This is a genomic window from Sulfuricurvum sp. (assembly GCF_049277495.1).
In the GTDB taxonomy this organism is placed as follows: Bacteria; Campylobacterota; Campylobacteria; order Campylobacterales; family Sulfurimonadaceae; genus Sulfuricurvum.
In genome coordinates this window covers 30901-44556 of sequence record NZ_JBASYM010000066.1, presented here as the reverse complement: position 1 = coordinate 44556, position 13656 = coordinate 30901, and the positions used below count along the sequence as shown (strand labels likewise).

At 46.0% G+C, this 13656-nt stretch carries 14 protein-coding genes; 9 read left to right on the top strand and 5 right to left on the bottom strand.

From position 1 onward, the window contains the following. Positions 1-66: 66 nt before the first annotated feature. The 7 genes from WAO38_RS11230 to crcB are packed head-to-tail and all read left to right on the top strand — an operon-like array spanning position 67 to position 5213. Positions 67-1389 carry a S41 family peptidase gene (locus WAO38_RS11230; RefSeq protein WP_422237139.1) on the top strand — a complete coding sequence of 441 codons (1323 nt, stop codon included), beginning with the start codon at positions 67-69 and terminating at the stop codon, positions 1387-1389. Between the two features lie 2 nt (positions 1390-1391). Continuing rightward, the gene (purC, locus tag WAO38_RS11225; RefSeq protein WP_422237137.1) at positions 1392-2102 is read left to right on the top strand and encodes a phosphoribosylaminoimidazolesuccinocarboxamide synthase; all 711 of its coding nucleotides are present in this window, start codon (positions 1392-1394) and stop codon (positions 2100-2102) included. A 24-nt stretch (positions 2103-2126) separates the two neighbouring features. Then, positions 2127-2369 carry a phosphoribosylformylglycinamidine synthase subunit PurS gene (gene purS, locus WAO38_RS11220; RefSeq protein ID WP_422237135.1) on the top strand — a complete coding sequence of 81 codons (243 nt, stop codon included), beginning with the start codon at positions 2127-2129 and terminating at the stop codon, positions 2367-2369. Continuing rightward, entirely contained in the window at positions 2366-3040 is a 675-nt protein-coding gene (gene purQ, locus WAO38_RS11215; protein ID WP_422237133.1) for a phosphoribosylformylglycinamidine synthase subunit PurQ, read from the top strand. Before purS ends, purQ begins: the two co-directional genes overlap by 4 nt. After that, the gene (locus tag WAO38_RS11210; RefSeq protein ID WP_422237131.1) at positions 3037-4182 is read left to right on the top strand and encodes a hypothetical protein; all 1146 of its coding nucleotides are present in this window, start codon (positions 3037-3039) and stop codon (positions 4180-4182) included. The genes purQ and WAO38_RS11210 overlap by 4 nt, the downstream gene beginning before the upstream one ends. Continuing rightward, positions 4163-4858, top strand: a complete 696-nt coding sequence (locus tag WAO38_RS11205; RefSeq protein ID WP_422237129.1) for a lysophospholipid acyltransferase family protein — start codon at positions 4163-4165, stop codon at positions 4856-4858. Before WAO38_RS11210 ends, WAO38_RS11205 begins: the two co-directional genes overlap by 20 nt. Next, on the top strand, positions 4827-5213 hold the full coding sequence (crcB, locus tag WAO38_RS11200) for a fluoride efflux transporter CrcB (protein ID WP_422237127.1): 387 nt from the start codon (positions 4827-4829) through the stop codon (positions 5211-5213). Before WAO38_RS11205 ends, crcB begins: the two co-directional genes overlap by 32 nt. Here crcB and WAO38_RS11195 read toward each other — a convergent pair. The 5 genes from WAO38_RS11195 to grpE form a co-directional block, all read right to left on the bottom strand. After that, positions 5191-5769, bottom strand: a complete 579-nt coding sequence (locus WAO38_RS11195; RefSeq protein ID WP_422237125.1) for an ATP-binding cassette domain-containing protein — start codon at positions 5767-5769, stop codon at positions 5191-5193. The genes crcB and WAO38_RS11195 overlap by 23 nt on opposite strands. Then, entirely contained in the window at positions 5766-6998 is a 1233-nt protein-coding gene (locus tag WAO38_RS11190; RefSeq protein ID WP_422237123.1) for a glutamate-5-semialdehyde dehydrogenase, read from the bottom strand. The genes WAO38_RS11195 and WAO38_RS11190 overlap by 4 nt, the downstream gene beginning before the upstream one ends. A 59-nt stretch (positions 6999-7057) precedes the next feature. Then, positions 7058-8179, bottom strand: a complete 1122-nt coding sequence (locus WAO38_RS11185; protein ID WP_422237121.1) for a response regulator — start codon at positions 8177-8179, stop codon at positions 7058-7060. A 201-nt stretch (positions 8180-8380) separates the two neighbouring features. Further along, on the bottom strand, positions 8381-10258 hold the full coding sequence (dnaK, locus tag WAO38_RS11180) for a molecular chaperone DnaK (RefSeq protein WP_422237119.1): 1878 nt from the start codon (positions 10256-10258) through the stop codon (positions 8381-8383). Positions 10259-10277: 19 nt separating this feature from the next. Beyond that, positions 10278-10817, bottom strand: a complete 540-nt coding sequence (grpE, locus tag WAO38_RS11175; RefSeq protein WP_422237117.1) for a nucleotide exchange factor GrpE — start codon at positions 10815-10817, stop codon at positions 10278-10280. Between the two features lie 168 nt (positions 10818-10985). Between grpE and WAO38_RS11170 the strand changes: the two genes are divergently transcribed. Next, the gene (locus WAO38_RS11170) at positions 10986-12395 is read left to right on the top strand and encodes a DASS family sodium-coupled anion symporter (RefSeq protein ID WP_422237115.1); all 1410 of its coding nucleotides are present in this window, start codon (positions 10986-10988) and stop codon (positions 12393-12395) included. Continuing rightward, positions 12392-13639 carry a hypothetical protein gene (locus WAO38_RS11165; RefSeq protein ID WP_422237114.1) on the top strand — a complete coding sequence of 416 codons (1248 nt, stop codon included), beginning with the start codon at positions 12392-12394 and terminating at the stop codon, positions 13637-13639. Before WAO38_RS11170 ends, WAO38_RS11165 begins: the two co-directional genes overlap by 4 nt. Positions 13640-13656: the final 17 nt, after the last annotated feature.

The following is a 13656-nucleotide window of genomic DNA, read 5'->3' as shown; positions in this document are numbered from 1 at the left end:
AATTAATAGAGTTTTCACTATAATTCCCTATCTTATTAACGGCTCTACACGAGGTTCGGAAAACGTATGAAAAACACCAAAATGATGATCGTCGGTTTTATCAGTGCCCTAGCGGTGAGTGTTGTCCTCTCTACATCGCTGCTTGCAAAAAGCAATACTGCGGAACCATCCGAAGCCTCTGTTGAAGCCTCACGTCTCCAATCTTTAGCAAAATTTACGAAAGTTTTGGGAATCGTAGAACAATACAATGTGGACGGCCTTACTATCGATCAATTGATTGACAAGTCTCTGCAGGGGCTTCTCTCCAATCTTGATGCCCATTCCAGCTATATGGACAAAAAAAGCTACGAGAATCTCAAAACCCAAACCGACGGCGAATTCGGCGGATTAGGGATCACGGTCGGGATGCGTGACAATGCCCTCACCGTTATCGCTCCGATCGAAGGGACACCGGCCGATAAAGCGGGACTCAAAGCCGGCGATATTATCCTTAAAATCGATGCTCAGTCGACGCTTAGCATGACGATTGATGATGCCGTTGCCCTCATGCGCGGAAAACCCAAAACACCGATTGACCTTACTATCGTCCGAAAAGGGGCCGCCGATCCGTTGAAATTCCATATTATCCGGGATATCATCACCGTTGAGTCCGTCTATACCCGAATGATCAGCGGTAATATTCTGTATGTCCGTGTCACGAGTTTTGATAAAAAAGTAGCTGCTGATGTCAAAACAGCTCTTAAAAAGAATGCTGCGAAAAGCAAAGGGATAATCTTAGACCTGCGCAACAATCCGGGCGGACTTTTGGATCAGGCCGTTGATCTCACCGATCTCTTTGTCAACGAAGGGGTGATCGTTTCCCAAAAAGGGCGTAACAAAGCCGATGATGTCTCCTATAGCGCTACCAAAAGTGCGACGATAACCGATTTGCCTCTGGTTGTTCTCGTCAATGAAGGCTCCGCCAGTGCCTCAGAAATCGTCAGCGGTGCGCTCCAAGATCTTAAACGCGGGGTTATCATCGGAGAAAAAACCTTCGGTAAAGGCTCCGTACAAGTCGTTATGCCGATCACCGACAGCGAAGCGATCAAACTGACGGTTGCACGCTATTATCTCCCAAGCGGACGGACTATCCAAGCCGTAGGAGTAGTTCCGGACATCGAAGTGGTCTCCGGCGAGGTCAAAAACAATGACAAAACATTTAATATCAAAGAAGCCGACCTCAAAAAACATTTAGAGTCCGAAATCGAAAAAGAGGGCGGAATGATCGATGTTACCGAGGCCAATGCCACCAATAAAACCATCATCACTCCGGCGCAGCTGAATAAAGATATTCAGCTCAAAGAGGGTGTCGATATCATTAAAGCTTTAATTATAGTCAAAGGAAAGTAACCATGGAAAAACGCGAACTCATCTACGAAGGAAAAGCTAAACGCCTTTTCAATACCGACGATGCAAATTTGGTCATTGCGGAATTTAAAGATGATCTGACTGCATTCAACGGGGCGAAGAAAGACAATGAATCCGGCAAAGGTGCGTTGAATAACAAAATTTCAACCGAGCTGTTCAAAATGTTGGCAAGTCGCGGTGTCGAGTCCCATTTCGTTGAGATGCTCGATGATACCCATATGCTTTGCAAAAAAGTGGATATTATCCTGATTGAAGTGATTGTACGCAACATCGCTACCGGAAGCCTCAGCAAGAACCTCGGTATCGCTGACGGAACGGTTCTGCCGTTTACGTTAGTCGAATTTGACTACAAAAACGATGCACTCGGTGACCCGAAACTTAATGATCAGCACTGCTTGATTCTCAATCTCGTTAAAAACGAAGCAGAACTCGATCAACTGCGTGCAATGGCACGTGAAGTGAACGATATTTTACGACCTTATTTTCACGAAAAAGGGCTTAACCTCGTTGATTTCAAACTTGAATTCGGCCGTGATGCAGACGGAAAAATCATCTTAGCCGATGAAATCAGCCCGGACAACTGCCGTTTTTGGGATTTAGAAACGGGTGAAAAAATGGATAAAGACCGTTTTCGCCAAGGGCTCGGCGGACTTAAAGTCGCCTATGAAGAAGTTCTTAACCGAATCCTTAACTGATACCGAAACCCCTAAAGGAATAAGATGAAAGCAATCGTAAACATATTTTTGAAAAACGGCGTCCTTGACTCCCAAGGCAAAGCAGTACACCATGCCCTCAGCGGCCATGGCTTTGAAAGCGTCAAAGATGTCCGAGTCGGCAAACAGATCATTATCGAGATGAATGAGAGTGATGAAGCTATCGCAAAAGAAAAAGTAGCGCACATGTGTGAAGAGTTGTTGGCCAATACCGTTATCGAAGATTATGAGATCGAGATTCAAGCATGAAAGTCGGCATCGTCCAATTCCCGGGAACCAACTGTGAGTACGACACGCAGCATGCATTTGCCGCGTTAGGATGCGAAACACAAATTCTTTGGCACAAAGAAGAGACTATCCCTGAAGGAACCGATCTTGTTGTCGTCGCCGGAGGTTTTAGTTACGGTGATTACCTTAGAAGCGGTGCCATTGCGAAAATGTCTCCGATCATGAAGGCGCTCAAACTGTATGCTGAGAAGGGTGGGAAAGTCCTTGGAATCTGTAACGGCTTTCAGGTACTGACCGAAACCGGACTACTTCCGGGTGCACTTAAACGTAATGAAGGGCTTCATTTTATCTCTCGCCATCACCATCTAAAAGTGGTCAATAACGATAATGATTTCCTCCGACATTGCAAGGCCGGCCAGGTTGTCAATATTCCTATCGCGCACCATGACGGCAATTTTTACATCGATGAGGCAGGCTTAAAAGAGCTCTATGCTCACAATCAAGTCCTTTTACAATATACCGACGCCTCCGGTAATATCGATAATCCTAACGGATCGGTTGACTCTATCGCGGGAATCTGTAATAAAACTAAAAACGTATTTGGTCTAATGCCTCACCCTGAGCGTGCAATGGAAGCACTTCTGGGTTCCGATGACGGTCGAGCGATGCTCGAGGGATTTATAAACGCTTGAAAACACTCTCACTTTTTTTTCTGATTTTTACCTCTGTACTTTTTGCCGAGCCTTCAGTCCTGACCGATCTTCCCCCGGAAAGCACTGAAGAGCCCCAAACAGCGGACAACCAATCCTCAGCCATAGATTCCCTTTTCTCCGGAGTAACGTCGCCGGCGCTGACTCTCCAATTTAGCGATCTTCCGACACATCCTTATGTCGGTGAGATCATTCCCCTTACCGTGAAACTCACCCCTACTGATTTGGCTTCCGGGAATGTCGAATATACCCTTCAGAATGAGGAAGGGATCCGTATTTTCAGCGATACGCCTCGTCGTCAGGTCAAAGATGACGGCGTCTATGACACCTTCTATTTTCTGGTTCAATCTGCTTCCATCCGTTTTCCAGATGTCACTGCAACGCTGACCTCTACCGGCGGGGCTTCCGAGACACTGACCGGTGCAACCCTAACGGCAACACCGCTTAGCCCTCCCGCAGGATTTGCCAATGTATTAGCCGATAAGTTTGTCATTGTCGATTATAAGACTACCCCGTATAATAACGAAAGCAATGTCGTTATTTTCACGGTCAAAGCATCCCGATGTAATATCAGTGACTTTAATATCCCCAATGCAATCAAGCAAGGGTTTGAATCAAAGCTCACGAATGTCGGCGAATCCAAAATGACCTATTATGTGATCATTCCCGACACGGAACAAAACCTCAATTTTTCAATCTTCAATCTTAAAAAGCAGCGTTATGAGTCGATGGTGATCCCGATCATTGTTGATGATGATACCGTCTCGACTCAGGGCGATCTCTCTCCGACCGATGCACGCCATACCGAACTCAAAATCGGTGCGGCAACCGTTGTTGTCGTTCTCCTCTTCGCCCTCTTTTATTGGAGACGGCAGAAATGGTATCTCTATGTTTCGGCATTTCCGATGTTCTACATCGTTTTTGCCCTTCTTCCAAACCCCAATGTCTGTGTCAAGAAAGATGCCCCCATCTATCTGCTGCCGATTAAAAACGGTACTATTTTTGAAATGACTTTGCAAGAAGAGCACTTAGAAGCGGAAAAAGAGGTCGGTGAATTTATCAAAGTTCATCTGCAAAATGATCAAGTCGGCTGGGTCAACAAACGTGATATTTGCTCGAATTAAATGGCTTTATGCCGTAATCGTCATCTTTACCGGGATGACGCTGATGATTACTATCTTTTATTTTGTCCCTAAACCCTATGCACAAAAAATCAGTGCATGGTTTATCCGCTTGCTCGTTTTTGTCCCCGTTAAAGTCCATGGGGCTCCTGATCCTGACGCTCAGATGTACCTGATCAACCACCAAAGCGAAATGGATATCGGGATTATGGAAACGATCACTTCCAAAAATCTGGCATGGGTTGCCAAAAAAGAGCTGTTCAAAGTCCCTTTTTTCAGCCTTGTTCTCCGTTTGCCCAAAGATATCGCCCTGGAACGTGAAAGCAAGACTGCATTGGTCAAGCTGATCAAAGATTGCAAAGACCGTCTCGATCAAGGACGGGTTATTACTATCTTCCCCGAGGGAACACGAACCGAAACGGGCAAGATGAAACCGTTTAAAGCGGGTGCTAAAATGGTAGCCGATAAATTTTCTCTCAGAGTCCAGCCTGTCGTCCTTATTGCGACGGCATACCATTTCAGCAATAAACGCAAAGACTTTCATCCCGGAACGGTTCATGCGATTTATTTGGACTCTTTTATTGCCGATAAAAGTGATCCGGAGTGGCTGAAAAATCTACAAATCAAAATGCAAAAGGTTTATGATGATGAGCTGGCAAACCATCCTTGCTATCGGTAGCGGCGGTTTTTTAGGGGCAGTCGCCCGCGCCTATCTCAACGGTCAAATCAACCACCATCTCCCCCATACCCTCCCTTTCGGAACGCTGGGAGTCAATCTCATCGGCAGTTTTATCATCGGAGTCCTCTTCGCCTATTTTAGCTATTCGACCCTCATCGGCATCCATGCCAAATCATTTCTGACGACCGGATTTTTAGGAGCTCTTACCACCTATTCCACCTTTGCGATGGAGACAGTATTTCTCCTCAGCGGCGGTCAGATTTTGCTGGCTGCACTCAATATGGCGCTGAATCTGTTTGGTTCGGTATTGATGGCCGGAAGCGGATATTATCTTATTCGCCACCTAGGACAATAATCTCATCAGCACACCAAGCTGCCAAATCTCCGTCATGGGTGATCAACAATACACCCATCCCCTCTATATGCTTTACAATCAGTTTCATAATATCGAGTTGATTCAGATTATCAAGTGCCGACGTCGGCTCGTCTAAAAGCAAAAGCTTCGGCTTCATCAGCAGTGCCCGCAAAATCGAACACCGCTGAAGCTGTCCGCCGGAGAGTTTATGGGGAAGCGCATCCAGTAAACTCTCATCCAGCCCCATTTGATCCAGCAGCTCGGTATACCCTTCCATAGAAGTTACCTCTTGGATTTGATCGCGTACGGTATACGTCGGATGAAAGGAGCTGTAAGGGTCTTGAAAGACTTGAGAGAGGGATAAGGCTTGGATTGAACCGGATGAGGGCTTGCGGTGTCCTAAGATCAGTTCAAACAGTGTCGATTTCCCGACGCCGCTGGGACCGACAATCGCTTTGATCTCCCCCTGCTTTAAGGAGAGGGAGAAATTATCAAATATTGGAATATCTTTTGTATATCCAAAAGATATATTTTCAATATCTAAAACAGATTTCAACGAATCTGCCCTTTTCCGTAAATCTTAAATTTATAGGTCGTTAATCCCTCAACACCCATCGGTCCGCGTGCATGCAGTTTGTTCGTACTGATTCCCACTTCCGCACCGAAACCGAAAGCGCCGCCGTCAGTAAAGCGGGTAGAAGCATTCACATAGACGCACGCCGAATCGATCGCATCCAAAAAGCGTTCCGCCGCCGTAATATTTTCCGTGATGATGGATTCCGAATGCCCCGAACTGTATCGAACGATATGGCTGATCGCCCCATCAACTCCGTCGACGACCCGAATATTCAGAATATTGGCCAAATACTCGGTTTCAAAATCTTCGTCGCTCGCCGGGGTAACAGCGATCACTTCTCGTGTCAATACGCACCCCTTAAGCTCCGTGTGTTCACGCTCGAACGCCTCTTTCAGCATCGGTAAAATTTCAACCGCTATCGCTTCATCGACCAGCAGCGTCTCCATCGAATTACAGACACCCGGGCGCTGTACTTTCGCATTCAGTGCGATCGCAATAGCATTTTCGATGTTTGCATCTTTATCGATATAGATGTGGCACAGCCCTTTGTCATGCTTCACGACAGGGACACTGGCATTTTGGCTTACGAACCGGATCAATGCTTCTCCGCCGCGAGGAACGATCAGATCCACATAACGGTCCATCTTGATCAGCTTCGCTACCCCTTCACGCGTCGCATCGGGCAACAATGCGATCAGCTCTTTCGGCAATTCATTACGGGTCAATACCCCCTGCAAAACTTCGGCGATCGCAGCATTAGAATTTTCGGCTTCTTTCCCCCCTTTAAGGACACAGCCGTTAGAGCTTTTAAAACACAGTGCCGCCGTATCCGAAGTGACATTCGGACGAGATTCATAAATGATTCCGATCACGCCGATCGGGATACTCACTTTTTCGATTTTCAGCCCTGCTTCAGTGACCCATCCATCCAGTACACGTCCGATAGGATCTTTCAGCGCGGCGATCTCTTCGATGGCAACCGCCATCGCTTCAATCCGTTTTTCATCCAGCATCAGCCGCTCTTTCAAAGAAGGGGCTAAATCGACTTCATCCGCTTTCATCATGTCCAAAGCGTTGGCTTCGATGATGTTCATAGTATTGGCACGAAGCGCTTCGGCCATTTCGCGTAAAATACGATTACGTTCTGCTCCGCTCATCGTTGAGAGTATACGGCTGGCAGTTTTGGCTTTTTCTAAAAAATGTTCCATGATAAATCCCTTTTCTGTTAGGAATATTATAACAAATGCGGATTAATGCAATATCGCTGTCAAAATTCTCTTCCAAGATACGCTCTGATTTCCTGCATCAATCTTTCCAGCTGAACCTTGTACTGGTCGAAAAGGCTGAAATAGCTCCGTTCGTGAGCGTCACTGAGCGCTAGTTTCATGTTTGAAGCAATTTCACCGAGCGGGTGCGCCCCAATGTTTTCACTTACCCCGATAATATCAAGGAGATATGCTCTAGCCTCTTGAAGATTGTTAGCGCGTAAAAACTCTCCTAACTTAACCGCGGAGTTGCCATAGTCAGCAATAAACTCCGATAAGATTTCACGGTAAAAATCCTCATCTTCTCCACACGTTTGAAGCCCTTTGTCAACATCTAAAATTTTTCTCAGATTAGTTTCTATAGGCTTATCGTTAGGAGTACCTTTACCGGTATAGGCATAGATGATGTTATATAGGGATTCCATTCTCAGAGGTTTTTCCAGCTGTTCAGACATTCCTGCATTTTTCATTTTTTGTATGTCATCCGATGCAGTGTCTCCGCTAAGCGCTACTACCAAGATGTGGTCGTACAGAGGATTTGCCCGAATAATGCGTGTTGCTTCAAAACCGTCCACTCTCGGCATGTGTGCATCCATCAAAATCATCAAAAAATTGGTGTCATTTTCCAGTATATCCAGGGCTTCCTGACCATCATTGGCCATGACTAGCTCTATACCGCTTCCGGCTAAAAGACCCATAAGAACTTTTTGGTTGATCAGATTATCTTCTGCCACCAATATTCTCTCCCCGGCGAATTCAGAAAAATTTTGTTTTGTAATTTTTCCATGCCCTGGAACGGATCGCTTTTGGATTGTCTTGTCACTTTTTCTTCTGTCCGGTACCTCTTCGGGTTTAACTTCAAAAATCGGTGCTGTGACTCCAAAATCTCCTTCTTCGGTTCCAAATACGGGAATTTCTGAAAGTGGCTCTTCATATGGCGCTTCTTGTATCTCGGGAACTATTTTGACCGTCTCTTGGGCAGTTGTTTCCGGTAGTTCATGTTTTTCCGGTTTTTCACTGGGAGTTTGCGGGGTTGAGCTTCGTTTAAAAATCAAGTAAACAACGAAGATACCCACCACTATGGCTATGGAGACAATAATCTCTAGTTGATATTCATTAAGCATTAGATACTCTTTTTTTCTTTAATCATACAATATTAACGCAATTTTTGCACATAGACTCCACTAAATCCACACATATTAAAAGAAGACAGACGACATTCTTATTCATTTTATCTACCATAAGAACATTATAATGTGAAAAAAAGGAACTAGGTTAAGAGGGGAAAAGGTGGATTCCCGCAAACGCGGGAATGAGGAGAGATATTACTCGATTTCAGCGTCGATGACGTCGTCATCTTTTTTAGCTGATGAAGAAGCGGCTTCGCCGCCTTCATTTTGTTTGTACATTTGCTCTGCCATTTTGTGGCTCGCATCTGCCAATTTTTTCGTTGCCGCTTCGATCTCTTCTTTAGAAGCATCGGTATTTTTGAGTACCGCTTTAAGCTCTTCAAGAGCCGATTCGATTGCCGCTTTTTCACTAGCGTCGATTTTATCACCCATCTCTTCGAGAGATTTTTCGGTTTGGCTTGCAAGAGCGTCCGCTTGGTTGCGGAGATCTACGATCTCTTTGCGTTTTGCATCTTCGGCTTTGTGGTTTTCTGCGTCTTGGACCATTTTGTTGATCTCTTCTTCACTCAACCCGCTCGAACCGGTGATTTTGATCTCTTGGGTTTTGCCGGTACCTTTATCGGTAGCAGAAACGGTCAAGATACCGTTCGCATCGATATCGAAAGTAACTTCGATTTGAGGTACACCGCGGCGTGCCGATGGGATACCGGTCAATTCGAACAATCCGAGAGATTTGTTATCACGGGCAAATTCACGTTCACCTTGAGCTACAGAAATGCTTACTGCAGGTTGGTTATCTTCCGCTGTTGAGAAGATTTGTGATTTTTTCACCGGGATAGTCGTCCCTTTTTCGATGATTTTTGTCATGACACCACCAAGCGTTTCGATCCCGAGTGACAATGGGGTAACGTCAAGAAGAAGAACGTCTTTAACATCTCCGCGAAGTACCCCGCCTTGGATCGCCGCACCGGCTGCTACTACCTCATCCGGATTTACCCCTTTGTTGAGTGTTTTACCACTAAACTCATCGGATACCATTTTTTGTGCGATCGGAAGACGAGTTGAACCCCCAACCATGATGACTTCGTTGATCTCATTGTTGCTTAAGCCCGCATCTTTCATCGCTGTTTTGATATGAGAGATCGTCTCTTTAACCAACGTGTCGATCATACCTTCGAATTTTGCACGGGTCAACTTGACTACCAAGTGTTTTGGACCGGATGCGTCTGCGGTGATAAACGGAAGATTGATCTCTGTTTCTTCAGCAGAAGAGAGCTCTTTTTTCGCATTTTCAGCCGCGTCTTTCAAACGTTGAAGCGCCATTTTGTCCGCTTTGAGGTCGATCCCGTGATCGGATTTGAACTCAGATGCGAGGAAATCAACGATTTTATTATCGAAGTCATCCCCACCGAGGAACGCATTCCCGTCCGTTGAAAGAACCTCGAAAGTCCCCTCAGAGATTTCAAGAACCGTAACGTCGAATGTTCCGCCCCCTAGATCGTAAACGAGAACTTTTTCATCCCCTTTAGAATCCAAACCGTATGCCAATGCAGATGCCGTCGGCTCGTTGATGATACGAAGAACGTTAAGACCTGCGATAGTTCCCGCTTCTTTGGTCGCTTTGCGCTGTGCATCATTGAAGTATGCCGGAACAGTAATAACCGCATCGGTGACCGCTTGTCCGAGGTAGCTCTCCGCATCCGCTTTCAATTTTGAGAGGATTTTAGCCGAGATTTCTTGAGGCGTATAGACTTTACCCGCTACGTCAACCGCAGCCATACCGTTTTTGTCAACGATTTTATAGGTAACTTTGTCGTGAGCCTCTTTCGCTTTTTCTTCGTTCATCATAAGACCCATGATACGTTTGACCGAATAGATCGTTTTATCCGGGTTTGTGATCGCCTGACGTTTTGCAGGGTCTCCTACAAGGATTTCCCCTTTATCGGTAAATGCTACAACCGAAGGAGTCGTGTTTTTTCCCTCTTTGTTCGGGATAATTTTCGCTTCGCCGCCTTCATAGACAGCAACACATGAGTTTGTAGTTCCTAAATCGATACCAATTACTTTAGACATATTAATTCCTTTATTTTATTTAGTTTGCAATTACGACCATTGCGTCTCGCAATGTTCGTTCTTTGTATCGAAACCCTTTTTGAAAAGTGTTTACGATCTCACCGCTTTTATGGTCCGGGCTGTCCACACGCTGTACGGCGTTGTGAATATCCGGATTAAACGGTTCGGATTCATCCACCGGAGTGACCCCGTGTTTTTCGAGAACGCTTAGAAGCTGTTTCATTGTCAGTTCAACCCCTTCTTGGAGTTTTTCCAGCAATACCGCAGGTTCCGCTTCGATTTGTGCTGCACCTATCGCCATAGAGAGTGAATCTACTACGGGGATAAGGTCTTTGGCAAATTTTTCGTTTGCATACTCAAGCGCTTGATATTTCTCACGCTCTAACCGTTTTTTGATATTGTCGAAATCGGCATGTACGCGGGCGTACTTATCTTTGAAAGATGCCAATTCGGCTTGGATAGTTTCTAATTCGTTCATGCTCTCAGCAACTGCTTCCTCACCCTCTTGCAGGGAAGTCTGCTCATCACTGATCACGTCTTCATTTACTTCGTTAGACATAATTTTGTACGACTCCTTTTTTGAAATCCGGCGTTATTATAGTACATTGAGTCAACTGTTGTCAAGTGGTATATGATAAATTTTATGTAGAATAGTTGAGTCTATTCCTATCAAGTATATATACCGACCTAAAATGCTATAATAAGGTTAAAAAAAGGAGGGGAACAATTGTCACTAAGAGTCAATCAACTTTTTCCTATTGTATTGCTGGGAGTTTTTGCCCTAGTCTTGTGGTTTACCCCTCCACCGCTCGCCATTACTCCAAAAGCATGGCAACTTTTTACCATTTTCCTTACAACTATTATAGCTATTTTAGGTAACGTACTGCCAATCATCGCCGCATCCGTCATTGCGTTAGCCATCAGCGTTTCCTTCGGAGTGATAGAACCCTCAAAAGCGTATGCCGGGTTTTCGGAGGGTTTTATCCTCCTCATCATCGCCGCTTTTTTGGTCTCCCATGCGGTTCATAAATCAGGGCTCGGAAAACGGATATCTCTCCATATTATTGAATATTTCGGCCATTCCACTCTCGGATTGGGATACAGTCTGATCGCCACGGATATCTTGATCGCCCCGGCATTTCCGAGCAATACAGCCCGTTCCGGTGTCCTCTACCCGATCGTTTACGGGCTTGCACACGATTGCCATTCCAAAATAGGTGACGGAACCGAAAAAAAGGCAGGAAGCTATCTGATGATGACGTCGATGGCAGGGCTCACCATCTCTTCGGGATTATGGCTCACCGCAATGGCGGTCAATCCGATCGGAGCAAAAATCGCTGAAACGATGGGGGTGCATATCACCTTCGGCTCATGGCTATTGTATGCTTTACTCCCGACACTCGTCGCGTTTATCCTGATACCGTGGGTGTTGTTTCATATCTATCCCCCGGAGCTCAAAGCGACTCCTGATGCTCCGAAAGCGGCACGCGAAGCACTGAATACGATGGGGCGGATCAGCCGCAATGAATGGATAACGGGAACGGTATTTTTAGGAATGCTCACCCTTTGGTCGCTTTCAGGAATATTTCCGATCGATAAAGCTGCAGTCGCTTTCGGCGGACTTGGCGTACTGATGGCATCGAGAGTGTTCAGTGTCGAAGATTTCAGAACCCAAGGGGAAGCCCTCAGTACCCTCATCTGGTTTGCCATCCTTTTTTCAATGAGCACACAGCTCGCTGAAATGGGATTTATGGGAGCCGTTGCCAACCACTTTACCGGCTATTTAACGGGATTGTCATGGGGACTGGTTTATCTTTTACTGGTCATCGTCTATGTTCTTATCCACTACCTCTTCGTCTCCCAAAGCGCCCATTTGCTTGCCCTTTTCGGAATATTTCTCTCGGTAGGTATTTCTGCAGGTGTACCGGGAGAACTGATGGCGATGATGCTCCTTTTCGCCACTAATTTCAATGCCACTATCACCCCGCAGGGTTCTTCCTGCAACGCTATCTATCTCAGTTCCGGATATATCAAGGCTCGTGATATCTATATTTACGGCGGAGCGGTCACTCTTCTCAACCTCGTGATCTTTTTAACGATCGGTACCGCATGGATTTTAGCGGTGGCACACTTATGAAACGGTTAGCTTTTCTCCATCGTATTCTGCTCGGAAAAGTATCCCTGAGTCTGTTTGGGATTGCCTTTCTCCTCTATCTGCTCCTCTTTACCCCATGGGGAAATCGCTTGATGACACCTTTGGTCGAAAAATCGCTTAGTTCGGCTTTATCTGAGCCGATCACGGTCAGGGAATTTGCCCTGCGCCATGACCGCTTTCATTTGATGGTGCAAGATGAGTTTGGAAACACCCTCTCGACCCAAGGGGGATTTTCTCTTCTGACACTGCGCCTTTATGCCCATTACCGACTGGAATGTTTTCAAAAAGGGGGATTCAATCCGCTTGGCGGCCCTTTCAAAACCGATGGCGCCATAAACGGCGGAATAGCCGCCTTGATTATCCATGGCAATGCAGATATTTTTAAAGGAAGCATCCTCTATCAGATAGAGTTACACCGTTTTCATCTTGCTATTTTCGATTTAAAACTACACAATATAGCCTATGAACCGCTTCTCTCCCTGCTCGACTATCCCTCCGACACCGATACGACTCTCTCCGGGGATATTGCCCTTCGCGGCTTTGATCGGCGCGATGTGGAGGGGAAAATCCGATTGCAATCCCATACCCGTCGTTTAATCCCCACCCCTATAGTGGAAGACACCAACGAATCCTTTGATTTCAGATCCCTGTTGGCAGATGAATACGGGAGAATCAAACCTTTCGATGTCAATATCACGGTTGATGCCGCATTCGCTCACGTCGGAGTTTTGGAACAGTTCATCGGTATGCCGCTGAGCGGTCCGGCGGAGCTCAATGCCACGCTGCGCGGAGATGATCGTCTTATGCATTTTAAAGCCTATGGACGTGTTGCCGGAAGTGACACGTCACTCCGTGTCAAAATCGTAGATTTGGAGCCGGAATCACTCTCATATGATCTCAAACATGCCGATATTGAGCAAACCTTTGCTCTTCTTGCCCTTCCCTCTCCCCTAAGCGGAAAAGCGGATGCACACGGGGACTTAAACTCTTCCGGCGGACAATTTGATTTCACCCTGACCCAAGCGAAGACTCTTCCCGACGTACTGCGGCAAGAATACAATATCACCCAGCCTCTGATTCATTTCAATGCTGAAGTCCATGCCGATGTGAACCCAAAAGGGGTCCATTACAGAGGATCGTTCAAATCCGATTTGAGCCGCATGGAGATTGATAATACGACAACCCACGATCAAATGCTTTCCGAACTCTTAAAAACCCTGCGCTAATGTAAAAAGATAGGGGA

Excerpts from the sequence above, each read along its gene's own strand:
- WAO38_RS11230 (WP_422237139.1), top strand. The coding sequence starts at position 67 with ATGAAAAACACCAAAATGATGATCGTCGGTTTTATCAGTGCCCTAGCG.
- purC (WP_422237137.1), top strand. The coding sequence starts at position 1,392 with ATGGAAAAACGCGAACTCATCTACGAAGGAAAAGCTAAACGCCTTTTC.
- purS (WP_422237135.1), top strand. The coding sequence starts at position 2,127 with ATGAAAGCAATCGTAAACATATTTTTGAAAAACGGCGTCCTTGACTCC.
- purQ (WP_422237133.1), top strand. The coding sequence starts at position 2,366 with ATGAAAGTCGGCATCGTCCAATTCCCGGGAACCAACTGTGAGTACGAC.
- crcB (WP_422237127.1), top strand. The coding sequence starts at position 4,827 with ATGAGCTGGCAAACCATCCTTGCTATCGGTAGCGGCGGTTTTTTAGGG.
- WAO38_RS11190 (WP_422237123.1), bottom strand. The coding sequence starts at position 6,998 with ATGGAACATTTTTTAGAAAAAGCCAAAACTGCCAGCCGTATACTCTCA.
- WAO38_RS11185 (WP_422237121.1), bottom strand. The coding sequence starts at position 8,179 with ATGCTTAATGAATATCAACTAGAGATTATTGTCTCCATAGCCATAGTG.
- dnaK (WP_422237119.1), bottom strand. The coding sequence starts at position 10,258 with ATGTCTAAAGTAATTGGTATCGATTTAGGAACTACAAACTCATGTGTT.
- grpE (WP_422237117.1), bottom strand. The coding sequence starts at position 10,817 with ATGTCTAACGAAGTAAATGAAGACGTGATCAGTGATGAGCAGACTTCC.
- WAO38_RS11165 (WP_422237114.1), top strand. The coding sequence starts at position 12,392 with ATGAAACGGTTAGCTTTTCTCCATCGTATTCTGCTCGGAAAAGTATCC.